The organism is Microbacterium sorbitolivorans (genome assembly GCF_003327285.1).
Classification (GTDB): domain Bacteria; phylum Actinomycetota; class Actinomycetes; order Actinomycetales; family Microbacteriaceae; genus Microbacterium; species Microbacterium sorbitolivorans.
The window spans coordinates 308021-323618 of sequence record NZ_KZ848474.1; the positions used below are offsets into that span (position 1 = coordinate 308021).

Below are 15598 nucleotides of genomic sequence, written 5' to 3' on the forward strand. Positions count from 1 at the left end.
ATGACGTCTCTGCTGCCCGCCGTCGCCAGCCGCCTGTTTGTGCACACGCGGCTCGCTTCGGCGCACCCGCTCGACGGCGCGTACGCGTCGCTCGTGCGCGGGCGCAGCATGGATTTCGAAGACCTGCGCGATTACCAGTTCGGCGACGACGTGCGCGACGTCGACTGGAAGGCGACGGCCCGTCACGGCGAGCTGCTCGTGAAGCGCTCGCGGGCGCGGCGCATGCACTCGGTCGTCTTCGCGGTCGACACGGGCCTCGACATGGCGTCGCTGTCGCCGGACGAGCGGCCGAAGTCCGAGCTTGCGATCCTCGCGGTCGGTGCGATCGGGCTGCTCTCGCACCGGCACGGCGACGACCTGTCGATGATCCTGGCCGATGAGGGCGGATCCCGGCGGTTGCCGGCGCGCCGGTCGGAGGGCGCGCTCGAGCTCGCGCTGCGCGAGATCCGCGACCGCACCGCCGACACGCGGGCCGCGAGCGACCGCGCGGCGCTGCTCGCGGCGATCGTGAGCACCGTGAAGCGGCGCTCGATCGTCGTGGTTGTGGCGGGTGAGGCTCCGCTCGACGAGCGCGAAGAAAAGCTGCTGCGCCGCCTGCAGGCGCAGCACGATGTGGTGTGGGTGTCGGTGCGCGACGCCGATCCGGTCGTGCCGCGCGGCGCCGTCGACGCGCGCACGCGCTGGGTCGTCCCGGCGCACCTGCGCGGCAATAAGAACGTGCTCGCCGAGATCGCCGAGCAGCGCCGGCGCGATGACGCGGCGCGCGACGGGCTGCTCGACAGCCTCGAGGTCAGCCACGTCGAGCTGGCCCACGCCGACACGGCCGTGCCGCAGGTCTTGCGCATGCTCGCGAGGAGGCCCCGTGTCCGAGGTTCCTGAGCTGTACCCGCCCGTGCAGTACGAGTGGTGGTGGCTGGCGCTGGCCGTCGCCGTGCTGGTCGTGCTCGCGGCCGCGGGGTGGACGGTGTGGGCGCTCACGCGACCGCGCCGCGAGAAGCCGGTGCGCCTCGCCCCGCTCGACGAGCGCCTCGAGGCGCTGCGCCTCGAGCACCTCGCCCAGATCGACGAGGTGGCCCGGCGCTACGCGGCGCGCGAGCTACCGCCGCGCGAGGCGAACGCCGAGCTCAGCCGCATCACGCGCGCCTTCGTCAACGACTACACCGGCGTCGAGACGCCGGTGCTCCCGCTCGCCGAGCTGCAGGCGCGGGGCCTCAGCCCCGACCTCATCGACGCCGTGCGCCGCCACTTCTATCCGAGCCTCTACGCCGAGGGCCCGCCGATCGATCCGGTCGCAAGCGCCGAGGCCGCGCGCAGGGTGGTGACCGGATGGCACTAGACAATCCCTGGTGGATCCTCGTCGCCGCCGGCGTCGCGCTCGTCGCGATCGCGGCCGGCCTGTTCTGGCGCCGCGCTCCCCGCGCGGGCGCGGGCGCGCCGGTCGCGCGCGCCGAGCGGATCCGCGGAATGGAGTCCGTGCGCCGCGCGGCCCGGATCCGCGCGGCCGGGCTCGCCGCCGTCTGCGTGCTCGGGGTGGCCGGCATCCTCGTGGGCGGCGCGATCGCCGCCAAGCCGATGTCGGTTCAGCGGGTGACGCCCGAGAACCACAACCGCGACGTCATGCTCTGCCTCGACGTGTCGGGGTCGATGAGCGACGTCGACATCGAGATCCTCGACGTGTTCGACGAGCTGCTCGACGATTTCCAGGGCGAGCGCATCGGCCTCACGATCTTCAACGCCTCGCCCGTGCAGGTCTTTCCGCTGACCGACGACTATGGCTTCGTGCGCACGCACCTGCAGTCGCTGCGCGACAGCATCGACTGGGGCACGTCGACGGGCGAGGTGCCGGAGCACTGGGTGGGCACGCTCGACGGCCCCGGATCCTCGCTCATCGGCGACGGGCTCGCGGCGTGCGCGCTGCGGTTTGACCGCGTGGGCGAGGACCGCTCGCGGTCGATCATCCTCGCGACCGACAACGAGCTCGAGGGCGCAGCCATCATGACGCTCGCGCAATCGGCCGACTACGCGGCGCGCAACAACATCCGCGTCTTCGCGCTGAACCCGATCCAAGACGCCTCGCCGCTCAGCGACGACCTCGTGCAGGCGGCCGAGTCGACGGGCGGTAAGGCCTACGCCCTGCGGGGCGAGACGACCGTCGGCGACATCGTGGCCGAGGTCGAGAAGCAAGACGCGGCGGTGACGCAGCAGAACGAGCGCGTCGTCTGGACCGACGCCCCGGCTCCCTGGATCGCGGGCCTCTGCGCCGCCGTCGGGGCGCTCCTGATCGTGCTGTGGAGGGTTCGCGCATGAGTTTCCTCCCCATCGCCCACCCCGCCCTCATCGCGGTCGTCGCCCTCGCGGCGCTCGGGCTCGTCGCGTGGCGGCTCATCGCCGACCGCGACGGCCGGGCCCGCTGGATCCCGCGCCTGTTCCTCGTGCTCGCGTGCGCGCTGCTGGCGCTGCGCCCGGGCATCCCGGAGGGATCCGCGCAGCAGGTCGTCGCCGACGTCGACGTCGTCCTCGTGGTCGACAGCACGACCTCGATGGTCGCGGAAGACTGGAACGGCGGGCCGCGCCTCGACGGCGTGCGCGCCGACGTGCAGCAGCTGATCGACGCCTACCCGGGCGCGCGGTTCTCGCTCATCACGTTCGACAACTCGGCGTCGCAGCGCCTGCCGCTGACGACCGACGTCGACGCCGTCATGTCGGCTCTCGAGGTGCTGACGCCGCCGACGACGGCGTATGCCCGCGGATCCGATATCGGCGTCGCCGCCTCCCTGCTCGCGCAGGTGCTGACGGCGCAGGAGGCCGCGTCCGACGAGTTCGCGCAGGCGTCGACCGTGACGGCCGCCGCGTCCGCGCGGGCGCAGTTCGTGTTCTACTTCGGCGACGGCGAGCAGACCGCCGAGACCCCGCCGACGTCGTTCGCCGGGGCGTCGAGCCTCGTCGCGGGCGGCGAGGTGTTCGGATACGGCACCGCCGAGGGCGGCCGCATGCCGGTCGACACGGGCAACGTCGCCGAACAGGGCGAGACCGAGTACCTGCAATACGAGGGATCCGACGCGCTCTCGGTGATCGACGAGGAGAACCTCGCGACCGTGGCGGCCGACCTGGGCGTTACGTACGCGCACCGCTCCCCCGATACGCCGCTCGAGCTGCCGGATCCGCCGCGGGTGTCGGCGTCGCTCACCGATTCCGCGAGCGTCGGCGCGCGCACGGAGCTCTCGTGGATCCTCGCCCTTGCGATCGCGGGCCTCCTCGCGTGGGAGCTCGCGGGCGCCGCGCGGCGCGTGCGCCAGACCATCACCGACGTGCGGAGGGCTACATGAGCAATCGTCGCCGCCAGGCACGCATGTGGATCGGGATCGCGAGCATCCCGGTCGTGCTGCTCGCGCTCGCCCTTGTGGGCAAGTGGCTCTCGTTGTATGTCTTCGCGCAGGGCGCCATCGCGGCGCACATCCAGGAGGACGGCCCGGCGGGCATCGCGCGCGCCGAGAAGCTCGAGCCGTTCAATTGGTTCGAGGAGTGGAAGGCGCCCTACGACAAGGGCGTCGCCCTCGCCGACGCCGACCGGCTCACCGACTCGCGCGCGAGCTTCGAGGAGGCGCTGGGGCTCGCGACGGGCCTCAACGTGTGCCCCGTGCGCACGAACCTCGGCCTCGTGATCGAGCTCATGGGCGACCAGGCGCGCGGCGTCAACCCCGACTGGGCCACGCAGCTCTACAGCGAGGCGCTCACGATCACGCTCGAGACGCCGAAGGAGTGCCGCTCGGACGAGGCCCGCGACCAGTCGCCGGATCCGTCGCGCGACCCCGACCAGGAGCTCGACGACACCGAGCAGCGCCTGCGCGAGAAGATGGAGGATCCGCCGCAGCAGGACCCGCCGCCGGAGCAGGATCCCGAGGAGCAGGAGCCGCAGGACGACGATTCGCTCGGCGACATCGAAGACCGGCTGCAGGAGGGCCAGCGCCAGCGCGACGAGCAGCAGCGGCAGAACGAAGAGGGCGGCGGCTCGGGATCCGGGGTGGAGAAACCATGGTGACGTCATCCGAGGCCCGCGCCCGCTCGAATAGGCGCCTCGGCCGCGACTACGTCGCCGGTAGCGAGGGCGCCCCGCCGCTCCCGCCGGAGGGCGGGTATCGTCACGAGCGGCGCTTCCCCGATCGGCCGTTCATCGGCGACATCGTCGCGCCCGAGCCGCGCCCGCGCGGGCCGCGTGCGCACCCGCTCGGCTGGGTGGCGGTCTGCGGATCTGCCCTGTTCGCGCTGATGCTCGGCCTGTCGCTGCTCGCGGGCGAGGCACAGCTCGTGCTGTCGCCCGGCGTGCTGTTCGCGCAACTCGTCGTCGCGCTCATGATCGCGGCGGCGTTCGTCGTGCCGCGCGGCCGCCTGCTCGCGGCCGTCGCGCTCTCGGTCGCGCTCGTCTTCAACTCGGGCACGGCCGCGGCGCTCGGCGCGATGTTCCCCGCGACCGCGGGCGACGTCACGGGCACGCTGAGCCAGGAGGATCGCGAGCTGCTCGCCTACCCCGGTATCAAGGGCCTCGACGAGCGCGCGGTGCTGAGCGCGCCGTCGCTCGAGGAGGTCATCGCGAGCACCGACGCACTGTCGCAGCAGATCCGCGACCGGCTAAGCGCCGAGCTCGGCTATACGTGGGTGCAGATCTCCGACGCCTCGACGCGCCGCGAGCGCAACGGCTACGGCGGCGAGTCGCTGTTGCAGCAGTACCTCTCGCCCGTGTGGCGCACCGAGCAGCCGATCCACGACTACGACGAGAAGGTCCGCGCGATGGCGATCATCGACGAGGTCCTCGCCAGCGACGGCATGTACTACTCGCTCTACCCGCTCAACGAGCCCGACGGATCCGTCGCCGAGAGCGTGCTCGAGTCGCTCTACGGCAGCGCGGATCCGCGCACGCAGTCGCTGTGGGAGTACGGCTCGTCGCGCATCGACATGAGCTACGCGGGCCCCGAGCCGACGCTGTTCTACGCGACGCTGACCGATCTCGACAACGACACCTCGGGCGATGCCCGCGCGCGTGAGGAGGCGTCGCGCGACGGCGACGACCCCATCGAGGGCCTCGATCTGACGTTCATCTCGCGCCAGCTGCTGAGCGAGGACGACCGCGACGCATTCGAGGCGGCGGGGTAGGTGCCCGCCGCCCCGAGCCTCACCGCACCTTCGGCTCGCCCAGCTCGGGCTTGACCGCGGCCGGGGTCTCCTCGAGCGCCGCGAGGAGCTCCGCGATCGCGCGGTCGAGCTGCGGATCCGCGTCGCTGAAGAGGTCCGCGGGGTCGTGGATCACCTCGATGTCGGGGTCGACGCCGTGGTTCTCGACGCCCCAGCCCTTGCCCTCGAGCCAGTAGCCGTAGCGGGGTTGCGTGACGCGGGTGCCGTCGACGAGGTCGAAGCGGCTGTCGATGCCGACGACGCCGCCCCAGGTGCGCGCGCCGATGACGGGGCCGAGCCCCAGCGCCTGCACGCGGGCGTTGACGATGTCGCCATCGGATCCGGAGAACTCGTTCGCGACGAACGCGACCGGTCCGCGGCGGGCGCGATCCGGATCCGCGACCATCTCGTCGAACTGGCGCGCGTGCGTCCAGGCGATGACGCGCGAGGCGAGCCGCTCGATAACGAGCTGGCTCGTGTGCCCGCCGCGGTTGTATCGCACGTCGGCGACCACGCCCTCGGCGGCGCTCGCGGTGCGCAGGTCGCGGTGCAGCTGGGCCCATCCGGGCGCCTGCATGTCGGGCACGTGCAGGTAGCCGAGGCGCCCGCCCGACTTCTCGGCGACGTACTCGCGGCGCGAGCGCGCCCAGTCCTGGTAGCGCAGGGCCTGCTCGTCGGCGAGCGGCACGACCGCAACGCGGCGGGTCTCGCCGTCGCGCAGCAGCGCCACCTCGACGGGCTTGTCGGCGGCCCCCACGAGCGAGGCGCCGAGGCCGAGGGTCGGATCCACGGGCGCCCCGTCGATCTCGGTGATCACGTCGCCCACGCGCGCGCCGATGCCCGCCGCGAGCAGCGGCGAGCGGGCGCCGGGGTCGCTCGACTCGCCGGGCAGGATCCGGTCGATGCGCCAGCCGTCCGCGGCGGGCGAGGCGTCGATGCCGAGGAAGCCGAGCTTCTTCGACTCGTCGCCGAGGGGAGACGCGGGCATGACGTAGGCGTGCGAGGTGTTGAGCTCGCCGACGTGCTCCCACATGATGTCGACGAGGTCGTCGTGCGTCGAGGCGAGCGGCACGACCTCGCGCCAGCGGGCGGTCGCGGCCGCCCAGTCGACGCCGTCCATGTCGTCGCGCCAGAAGTGGTCGCGCATGAGGCGGGCGTTCTCGTCGAACATCTGCAGCCACTCGGCGGTCTGGTCGAGCTGGAACCGCAGGCGGCTGAGGTCGACCGCGATCGGATCCTCGCCCCCGTCGGCCTTGCGGGTCGCGCGCACGAGGCGCGCGTCGCCGTCCTTCCGGACCAGGATCCGCTCGCCGTTGCCCGAGACCGCGAACTCGTCGAGGCCCTCGACGACCGTGACGACCTCGCGGTCGTCGAACGACCAGCGCTCGAGGCGGTTCTGCTGCTTCTCGCCCGGCACGCCCGCGCGGCGGGATCCGAGGCGGCCGACGTCGGCGCCCTCGGCGATCCAGGCGACGCCACCGGCGATCGCGCGCAGGTCGCGGTACTCGGCCGACGGCACCGGGAACGGCATGACGCGCTGGTCGGCGCCCTCTGCGTCGAGGTCGGGCGAGGCTGTCTGGCGCAGCTTGCGCTTATCGGCGGCGAAGCTCCACCCCTCGGCGCTCGGCCCGAACGGGGCGGGCTCGGTCGCCGACAGCGGCAGCAGCCAGGGCCGCGTCGCGCCCGCGAACGACAGGTCGAACGCCTGCGCGTTGTAGACCGGGTCGAAGGTGCGGTTTGAGAGGAACACGAGGTGCTTGCCGTCGCGCGTGAAGTCGGGCGAGTGGTCGTGGAAGCGGCCGTCGGTCAGGCGCACGGGCTCCGAATCCTCGGTCGTCTCGATGAGCCACAGCGCGTGTAGCTCGCCCTCGCCGCCCGTCGGCTGCGACCACACGAGGTAGCGGCCGTCGGGCGAGAAGCGCGGGTTCATCGCCTCGCCCTGCGGCGAGCGCGCTACCTCGCGCGCGGACGCGGCGTCGACGTCGATCAGGCGCACGGACCCGTCGTGCGAGATCGCCGCGAGCGCGTCACCCTTCGGTGACGCCGCGAGGTGCAGCACGCGGCCGAGCTGGCCCGTGAGGATCGGGAACGAGTCGTCGGATCCGACGATCTGGATCCCGTCCTCGCCCTCGATGTCGGTGACGTACGCGACCTTACCGGTGGATCCGAGCACGACCGCCTCGCGGGCGCGGACGCCCGATTCGGCGCCGGGCAGCGCGCGGGCGGGGCCCTGCCGATGCGTCAGCCAGAACGGCTTGCCGCGCCAGATTGCGACGCTGCCGTCGGCGGTGTGGTCGGGCGCGAGCTCGGTGAGGTTCTCGCTCGGGTCGAGCGCGATCGGCTCGGGTGCGGCTCCCGGCACGTCGATCTCGATCGTGCGCGGGGCGGCGTCGAGCGAATCGAGCACGCGGATCCGCCCGCGGCTCGCCCAGACGATCCGGGATCCGTCGGTCGTCGCGTCGCGCACGTACCCGTCGGCCTCGGTCTGGAAGGTGACCTGGCGCGGCTCGTCGCCGTCGAGGATCCAGATGTTCGCCTGCTCGGATGCGCGGTCGGGGAAGCGCGCGGCGCGGTCCGAGACGAAGGCGAGGCGGTCGCCGATCCACATGGGGTCGACGATGGATGCCTCGTCGCCGCCGAGCGTGCGGATCCACTGCCCGCCCGCCTCGCGGATCCAGAGCCGGGGCGCGTTGCCGCCGCGGTATCGCTTCCACCACGCGGGCGGGCGGCTTCCGGGGGTGACGAGCGCCTGGCGGCCGTCGGCGTGCAGGGCGACGCCCCACGCCATGCCGATCTCGAGGCGCTCGAAGGTGCCGTCGAGTGCGACGGCCTTCGTGACGATGTGGCGGGTCTCGGACTCGCCGGCGCTCGAGCCGACGAGCACGCGGCCATCGTCGGTCCAGCCGAAGTTCTGCATGACCTGGCCGCCCCAATACGTCAGGCGGCGCACCTCCCCGGTCGCGAGGCCCGCGACCATCAGCTCGGGGTGGCCGTCGCGGTGCGAGATGTAGGCGATGTGCTCGCCATCGGGCGAGAATCGCGGCTGGCGAACCGGTGCGTGATCGCTCGTGAGGCGCCAGGCACGGCCGCCCTCGATCGGAGCGACCCACACGTCGTCAGCGGCGACGAAGGTGATCTGGTTGCGATGGATGTGCGGATACCGAAGGTATGCGGATGCCATGCGGCCAGGCTAGCGGGCCAGTGCCCGCCAGGTCTAGCGAAGTCCCGCGTCGTGGATCCGGCGCGCCAGCTGCACGCGGTTGCTCGCCTCGAGCTTCGTGAAGAGGTGCGCGATGTGGGTCTTCACGGTCGCGACGCCGAGGAACAGCTCCGCCGCGATCTCGGCGTTCGACAGGCCGCGAGCCACCGCGAGGGCCACCTCGCGCTCGCGCTGCGTGAGCGATTCGGCGAGCGCGCGGGCGTCGGCATCAGGCGCGTGCGAGCGCGTCGCGGCCGCGATGAGCTGGTGGGTGATGCTCGGCGAGAGCATCGGCTCGCCCCGCGCCACGCGGCGCACGCCGTCGACGAGGTCGGAGGGAGGGGTGTCCTTCAGGAGGAAGCCCGCCGCGCCATCGCCCAGCGCCGTCAGCACCATGTCGTCGGCGTCGAACGTCGTGAGCACGATCACGCGGGTCGCGGATCCGCTCGCCACGATCTCGCGCACCGCCGCGAGCCCGTCGAGCACCGGCATGCGGATGTCCATGAGCGCGATATCGGGCCGCATTTTCGCGACGAGCTGCACGCCGTCGCGGCCGTTCTCGGCCTCGCCGACGATCTCGATGTCGCTCGCGCCGCCGAGCATCATCTTCAGCCCTGCGCGCACAAGCGCGTCGTCGTCGACGAGGACGACGCGTATGGGGTTAGTCATCGCGTTCCGCCCGCGCATCCGGTCACTCATCGCACTCCTCCCACGGCAGCCAGGCCCGCACCGCGAAGCCGCCCGCCTCATCGGATCCGTATTCGAGGGTGCCGCCCGCGAGCTCGACGCGCTCGGCGAGCCCCGCGAGGCCGACCCCGGATCCGGGAATCGCGGCGGGCGCCCCGCGCCCGTTCGCGACCTCGACGGCGAGGAGGCCGCCGGCATGTCCGTCGACGCGCACCCGGATCACCGCGCCGGCCGCGTGCTTGCGCGCGTTCGTCAGCGCCTCCTGCACGACGCGGAACGCCGTGCGCGAGACGAGCTCGGGCGGCGCGCCCTCGACGGATCCGGTCGACTCGATCACCGCGCCCGCCGCGCGCGCCTCGTTCAGCAGGGTCGGCAGGGTCTCGAGCGTCGGCTGCGGGGGCTCGACCCCCTCGGATCCGGTGGCCCGCAGCACCCCGAGCACCTGCCGCAGCTCGGTGAGGGCGCGGCGCGAATTGTCCTGCACCAGCACCGCCGTGTCGCGCACCTGCTCGCGCGAGAGGTCTTCGCGGTACGCGAGGGCGCCGGCGTGCATCGCGACGAGCGAGATGCGATGCGCGAGCACGTCGTGCATCTCGCGCGCGATGCGGGTGCGCTCCCCCGCCTCGGCGGCCTCGATCTGCAGCTCGCGCTCGCGCTCGGCCTCGAGCGCGCGTTCGTGGAGCGACGCGATGAGCGCACGACGCGCTCCGATGTAGAGACCAAAGGTGACGGGGACCGCGAACCCGAGCGCGGATCCGGCGACATCCGCCCACCACGGGAACTCCTCGCCCACGCTCTCGGGCACGAAACGGCTGAAGATCGTCGACCCGAGAACGCCCGCGACAAACCCCGCGACGATGGGCGCCCACCGGCGATGCGTCGCGTTCGACGCCGCCGCGAGCTGGGCCGGGCCCATCGACGTCATGACCGAGAACGACGACATCAGGCCGGTCGTGATCGCGACCGTCGCGGGGATCCGCCGTCGCAGCGGCAACAGCCCCATCGCGATGAGCCAGATGACGGGATCGATGATCGCCAACGCCCAGAACGGCGCCGAATCCGGGACCGCGCCCTCCTCGACGTCGACGGCGAAGAGCGCGTATATCCCAATCCAGCCGATGAGCGAGAACAGCACGACCACCAGGTAGCGCCATACCCGCGACCAGACACGCAGGCGCGCGCCGGTCGCGAACTCGACCCGCGGATCCGCTGAACTCACCCGTTCGAGCCTAGTGAGCGGAAGCGCCGCCGCCTATCCGCCAAAAGGTGGATCCGTGGGGCGTGGGGTCGTTCTTGAGGCGGTCAGCGGGATGCCGATGTGTCGTTCTCAGGCGCCAGAACGGCATGACGCCATCCCGCCGAGCAACACCAACGCATCGCGCCCAGCGCTTGCCCGAGCCCACAAGGATGCCGTCGTGCCATTCTCAGCACCCACAACGACACGAACGCATCCCGGAAGCGGCCGTGTCGGCCACGGGGATGCCGTCGTGTCGTTCTCAGGCGTCACAACGACACAACGCCATCCCCGTAGGGCCGTCAGTACGTGCCGCTCGCCTTTTCGCCCGCGAGAACCGCGCGGGTGCTCGACAGGCCGAGGCGGGTGGCGCCGGCGGCGATCATCGCCGTCGCGTCGTCCCACGAACGGATCCCGCCCGATGCCTTCACGCCCAGCTCGCCGCCCACGGTGCGGGCCATGAGCTCGACCGCGTGCACCGAGGCGCCGCCGGCCGGGTGGAATCCGGTCGACGTCTTCACGAAGTCAGCGCCCGCCGAGCGCGATGCCTCGCACACGGCGACGATCTGCTCGTCGTTCAGCGCAGCCGACTCGATGATGACCTTCAGCACGACGCCGGGTGCCGCCTCGCGCACGGCGCGAATGTCGGCCTCGACATCGGCGTAACGACCCTCGATCGCGGCACCCACGTCGATGACCATGTCGACCTCGTCGGCACCCTGCGCCGCGGAGAGTCGCGCCTCGGCCGCCTTGATTTCGCTGGCGTGCTTGCCGCTCGGGAAGCCACACACGACGGCGGCCTTGAGCCCCTCGGGCACCGTCACGGGAAGCATGTTGGGCGAGAGGCACACCGAGTAGGTGCCGAGTTCGGCGGCCTCGGCGATGGTCGCCTCGACGTCGGCGCGGGTTGCCTCGGGCTTGAGCAGCGTGTGGTCGACGGTCTTCGCGAGTTCTGCGGGAGTCATGTTGTCGATTCTCCCTCAGTCAGATGGGGAAGTGGGCTTCGTTTGTCAGTGGTCCTCCTTAGCGTGGAATCTACGCAGCGACGCGAAAGGAGGTTGTATCGACAGGCAATGATCATCGGTTGCCAGCGAGAGGGACTTAAAGCGCTCGACCGCACGGGGTCCGGTCACCCAAGGCGGCATAGATCCCGCCGGATCCGGTGCCGACCGCGCCGGAAGGGGTCGCGCGCCGCGCGGCCCGCGATTAGCCTTGGCGCCATGCGGATCCTGCTCGTTCCCGGACTCTGGCTCGACGGCGCCTCGTGGGGCGGCATCCCACACGCGCTCGAGGCCGCCGGCCACACCGTCGAAAGCCTCACATTGCCCGGGCTCGGCGAGGCGTCCGACCTCGGCATCGCCGACTGGGTCGCTGCGGTCGCCGAGCGCATCGATGCGGCCCCGGATCCGGTGGTGCTCGTCGGTCATTCCGGCGGCGGCAACGTCGTGTGGGGCGCGGCCGACGCCCGACCCGACCGCGTCGCGCGCGTCGTGTTCGTCGACACGGTTCCGCCGGCGAATGGGTTCGGCATCAGCGAGTTCGAGGTCGTTGACGGGGCGGTCCCCTTCCCCGGCTGGGACGCGTTCGATGCGCCCGACATTGCCGATCTCGGCGAGAACCTCCGCGCGCGCATCGAGGCGGGCGCGCGTAGCGTGCCGCCGGGCGTGACGACGGATCCGATCGCGCTCGCGAACCCCGCGCGGTTCCGGATCCCGGTGACGCTGCTCATGGGATCCGTCGACGCCGAGGAGCTCGCCGCGAGCCTCGCCGAGTGGCCGGTCTTCGCGGAAGAGTTCAGGCAGATCGAGCAGGTCGAGGTCGTGGTGATCGGATCCGGGCACTGGCCACAGTTCTCGCGCCCCGAGCGCCTCGCCGAGCTGCTCGTCGCTGCGGCGCGCTGACTCGATACGATTCCCGCATGACCGCTGACGTTCATCGCCCCCGCATTTACCTCGCCTACACCGCCGACGAACTCGAGCGGTATTACAGCCCCGGAGCGCTCGCCGCCCTCGAGGCGCTCGGCGAGGTCGTGCGGAACGACACGGGCGAGGTCATCGAGAAGGCGGCCCTCGCCGACGTCACGCGCGGATGCGACATCGTCATCGCGCACCGATCCGTCGGCGTCGACGCCGCGTTCTTCGCGCAGATGGATCCGCGGATCCGCGCCGTCATCCGCGGCGCCATGGACGTCAGCACGATCGACGTCGACGCCGCCACCCGCGCCGGGGTCATCGTCGCAAACACCTCGTCGGGCTTCGAACGGGCGGTCGCGGAGCACGCCATCGCCCTCGCGATCGACGTCGCCCGCGACATGACGCGGGCCCGCGAGGCGTTCCTCGCCGGAACCGAGCAGCCCACCCGGCAGGGGCTCGAACTCGGCGGCGCGACGCTCGGCATCGTCGGCATGGGCCGCATCGGCCGCGAGCTCGCGCGCCTCGCGACCGCGCTCGGCATGCGGGTCGCGTACGCGGATCCGTCGGCCGAGGCGCCATACGAACGCCTCGATTTCGCGGACCTCCTCGCGACCTCCGACGTCGTCGCGTGCCTCGCGGTGTCGATCCCCGAGACGCGCGGCCTCTTCGACGATGCCGCGTTCGGATCCATGAAGCGCGGCGCGATCTTCCTCAACCTCTCGCGCGGCGAACTCGTCGACGAGTCCGCGCTCGAGCGCGCGCTCAATGCGGGCATCCTCCGCGGCGCGGGCCTCGACGTCGGATCCGGGCTCGACCAGACCCCGCCCCTGCACCTCGCGCGCCGCCCCGACGTCGTCGCAACGCCCCATTCGGCGGGAATGACGGCGGCGGCCCGCCACGTGCAGGCGATGGACACGGTCGATCAGGCCCGCCAGGTCATCGCGGGCGCCGTCCCCGACCGCGCGGTAAACGGATCCGCGTTGGCGTAACCGCCCGCGGGATGCGATCGTGTCGTTCTCGCGTCCCATAACGACACAACGGCATCCCGCAAGGACAAGTGCACGGCGATACGTCGCCCAAGGGACGCGATCGTGTCACTCTCACGCCTCAGAACGACACAACGGCATCCCGCAAGGACAAGTGCACGGCGATACGTCGCCCAAGGGATGCGATCGTGTCACTCTCACGCCTCAGAACGACACAACGCCATCCCGCACGCCTCGCACGTGCCCCCCAGGGATGCGTTTGTGCCACTCTCACGCGCCGGAACGACACAGCGCCATCCCGCAAACGCCGAACGGCGCCCCGCGAGGGGCGCCGTTCGTACGCGAAAGCGTCAGTCCACGAGGTCGTGGCGCACGATCACCTGGTCGCGGCCGGGGCCGACGCCGATCACCGAGATGCGGGTGCCGCTCATGTCCTCGAGCTTCAGGATGTAGTCCTGCGCCGTCTGGGGCAGATCCTCGAAGGTGCGGGCGCCCGTGATGTCCTCGGACCAGCCGGGGTAGGTCTCGTAGATCGGCTTCGCGTGGTGGAAGTCGCTCTGGTTGACGGGCACCTCGTCGACGCGCGTGCCGTTGACGTCGTAGGCGACGCAGACGGGGATCTCCTCGAGACCCGTGAGCACGTCGAGCTTCGTCACGACGAGGTCGGTGATGCCGTTGATGCGGGTCGCGTAGCGCGTGATCGGGGCGTCGTACCAGCCGACACGGCGCGAACGACCGGTGGTGGTGCCGAACTCAAAGCCCGCCTGGCGCAGCCACTCGCCCTGCTCGTCGAAGAGCTCGGTCGGGAAGGGACCTGCGCCGACGCGGGTCGTGTAGGCCTTAACGATTCCGACGATGCGGTCGAGGCGGTTCGGGCCGACGCCGGATCCGGTCGACGCGCCACCGGCGGTCGCCGACGACGAGGTCACGAACGGGTAGGTGCCGTGGTCGATGTCGAGCATCGTGGCCTGACCGGCCTCGAAGACCACGACCTCGTCGCGCTCGAGGGCCTCGTCGAGCAGCAGGCTCGCGTCGACCACCATGGGGCGCACGCGCTCGGCGTAGCTGAGCAGGTCGTCAACGATCTCGTCGGCGGTGATCGCGCGACGGTTGAAGATCTTGACGAGCAGGTGATTCTTCTGCTCGAGCGCGCCTTCAACCTTCTGGCGCAGGATCGACTCGTCGAAGAGATCCTGGATCCGGATGCCGACGCGGCTGATCTTGTCGGCGTACGCGGGGCCGATACCGCGGCCCGTCGTGCCGATCTGGCGCTTGCCGAGGAAGCGCTCCTGCACCTTGTCGAGGGTGCGGTGCGCCTGCGTGATGATGTGCGCGTTGGCCGAGATCTTCAGCTTCGAGGTATCGATGCCGCGCGACTCGAGCGCCTCGATCTCCTGGAAGAGCACCTCGAGGTCGACGACGACGCCGTTACCGATGACGGGCGTAACGCCCGGCGAAAGGATGCCGGACGGCAGCAGGTGCAGCGCGTACTTCTCGTCGCCGATGACGACGGTGTGGCCTGCGTTGTTGCCGCCGTTGAACTTGACGACCCACTCGGTGCGTTCGCCGAGCAGGTCTGTGGCCTTACCTTTACCCTCGTCGCCCCACTGGACGCCGATGATCACGATTCCGGGCATGCGTTATCCCCCTGAGATTCGGGTGCTGGATTCTCAGTCTATCGGGCGGAGGAAAAGGTCCCTGAGATCAGCTGTCTTCGACCTTGACGAGGCCGATGAACTTCATGCGGTCTTCGCCATAGAAGCAGGTCTGCAGCGCGAGATCGCCCTGCAGGCCGATGAGGTCTTCCGTCGTGGCCCAGATCTTCGGGGTGTAGCGGATGTCGATGATCTCGTAGAGGCCATCCATGCCGTCGCCCTCGATGTTGATCTTCTGACCCTCGTTCCACGGCAGCAGCACGTCGCCGCCGCAGTTGTTGTGGGCGGCCGCCGTCGTGGGAACGCCGTCGCGCTCGTACGACTTCATGATCGTGAAGGTGTGGTAGGTATCGCCAGCGTTGCAGGCGATGTCGAGGTCGGCCTCGTCGCCGGTCACTCCGAGCTCGACCGTCGGGTACTCGTCGAAGACCTGCTCCTGCACCTTGTCGACGGTGCCGCGGTAGCCCGACTTCAGCGCGCCATAACCCTGCTCGACGGTGTCGGGGATCAGCCAGACGCCGAGGAGGAGCGCGACGCCACCCAGTACGAGCACGCCGCCCAGCGCGCCGAGCACGATGTTCCCGGCCTTGCGACCGCGCTTCTTCGTGCCCGCGCGGTGTTCCGCTCGCTCACCCACGTGTACCCCCCTCGCCACAACGAAATCTCTGGCTCCGCAGGCATTTTACCCCGCGGAGGAAACGCGAGGAAGAAGCGCGGAAGGCGCCGGGCCCGCGGATCCGCGGGGGCCCGCCCAGCGG

14 protein-coding genes are annotated in these 15598 nt (G+C 71.1%); 8 read left to right on the forward strand and 6 right to left on the reverse strand.

Translation table 11 applies throughout. The annotated features are described in order from the left end of the window. The 6 genes from DTO57_RS07135 to DTO57_RS07160 are packed head-to-tail and all read left to right on the forward strand — an operon-like array spanning nt 1 to nt 5148. A complete protein-coding gene (locus DTO57_RS07135; RefSeq protein ID WP_114117535.1) occupies nt 1-879 on the forward strand; it encodes a DUF58 domain-containing protein in 879 nt (292 codons plus the stop codon). Then, a complete protein-coding gene (locus tag DTO57_RS07140) occupies nt 863-1336 on the forward strand; it encodes a hypothetical protein (RefSeq protein WP_114117536.1) in 474 nt (157 codons plus the stop codon). The genes DTO57_RS07135 and DTO57_RS07140 overlap by 17 nt, the downstream gene beginning before the upstream one ends. Further along, entirely contained in the window at nt 1327-2307 is a 981-nt protein-coding gene (locus DTO57_RS07145; protein ID WP_114117537.1) for a VWA domain-containing protein, read from the forward strand. The genes DTO57_RS07140 and DTO57_RS07145 overlap by 10 nt, the downstream gene beginning before the upstream one ends. Then, complete coding sequence (locus tag DTO57_RS07150; RefSeq protein ID WP_114117538.1) at nt 2304-3326, forward strand: vWA domain-containing protein; 1023 nt, start codon at nt 2304-2306, stop codon at nt 3324-3326. Before DTO57_RS07145 ends, DTO57_RS07150 begins: the two co-directional genes overlap by 4 nt. Continuing rightward, a complete protein-coding gene (locus DTO57_RS07155; protein WP_162785697.1) occupies nt 3323-4039 on the forward strand; it encodes a hypothetical protein in 717 nt (238 codons plus the stop codon). The genes DTO57_RS07150 and DTO57_RS07155 overlap by 4 nt, the downstream gene beginning before the upstream one ends. Then, nucleotides 4033-5148 (forward strand): hypothetical protein, encoded by a 1116-nt coding sequence (locus DTO57_RS07160; RefSeq protein WP_114117540.1) that lies wholly within the window; start codon nt 4033-4035, stop codon nt 5146-5148. The genes DTO57_RS07155 and DTO57_RS07160 overlap by 7 nt, the downstream gene beginning before the upstream one ends. A gap of 19 nt (nt 5149-5167) precedes the next feature. Here DTO57_RS07160 and DTO57_RS07165 read toward each other — a convergent pair whose 3' ends face one another. From DTO57_RS07165 to deoC, 4 genes are all read right to left on the reverse strand, one after another. Continuing rightward, entirely contained in the window at nt 5168-8347 is a 3180-nt protein-coding gene (locus DTO57_RS07165; protein ID WP_114117541.1) for a S41 family peptidase, read from the reverse strand. Nucleotides 8348-8380: 33 nt separating this feature from the next. Then, entirely contained in the window at nt 8381-9034 is a 654-nt protein-coding gene (locus DTO57_RS07170; protein WP_114117858.1) for a response regulator, read from the reverse strand. Nucleotides 9035-9056: 22 nt separating this feature from the next. After that, nucleotides 9057-10271, reverse strand: a complete 1215-nt coding sequence (locus DTO57_RS07175; RefSeq protein WP_114117542.1) for a sensor histidine kinase — start codon at nt 10269-10271, stop codon at nt 9057-9059. Nucleotides 10272-10588: 317 nt separating this feature from the next. Beyond that, nucleotides 10589-11251 carry a deoxyribose-phosphate aldolase gene (gene deoC, locus DTO57_RS07180; RefSeq protein ID WP_114117543.1) on the reverse strand — a complete coding sequence of 221 codons (663 nt, stop codon included), beginning with the start codon at nt 11249-11251 and terminating at the stop codon, nt 10589-10591. A 255-nt stretch (nt 11252-11506) separates the two neighbouring features. Between deoC and DTO57_RS07185 the strand changes: the two genes are divergently transcribed. Next, a complete protein-coding gene (locus DTO57_RS07185) occupies nt 11507-12187 on the forward strand; it encodes an alpha/beta fold hydrolase (protein WP_114117544.1) in 681 nt (226 codons plus the stop codon). Nucleotides 12188-12204: 17 nt separating this feature from the next. Beyond that, entirely contained in the window at nt 12205-13188 is a 984-nt protein-coding gene (locus DTO57_RS07190) for a 2-hydroxyacid dehydrogenase (RefSeq protein ID WP_114117545.1), read from the forward strand. 347 nt (nt 13189-13535) lie between these two features. Here the strand turns inward: DTO57_RS07190 and DTO57_RS07195 are convergent, their stop codons facing one another. Continuing rightward, on the reverse strand, nt 13536-14822 hold the full coding sequence (locus DTO57_RS07195) for an adenylosuccinate synthase (protein WP_114117546.1): 1287 nt from the start codon (nt 14820-14822) through the stop codon (nt 13536-13538). Nucleotides 14823-14889: 67 nt separating this feature from the next. Then, nucleotides 14890-15477, reverse strand: coding sequence for a hypothetical protein (locus DTO57_RS07200; protein WP_114117547.1), 588 nt, complete (start codon nt 15475-15477; stop codon nt 14890-14892). Nucleotides 15478-15598 lie beyond the last annotated feature (121 nt).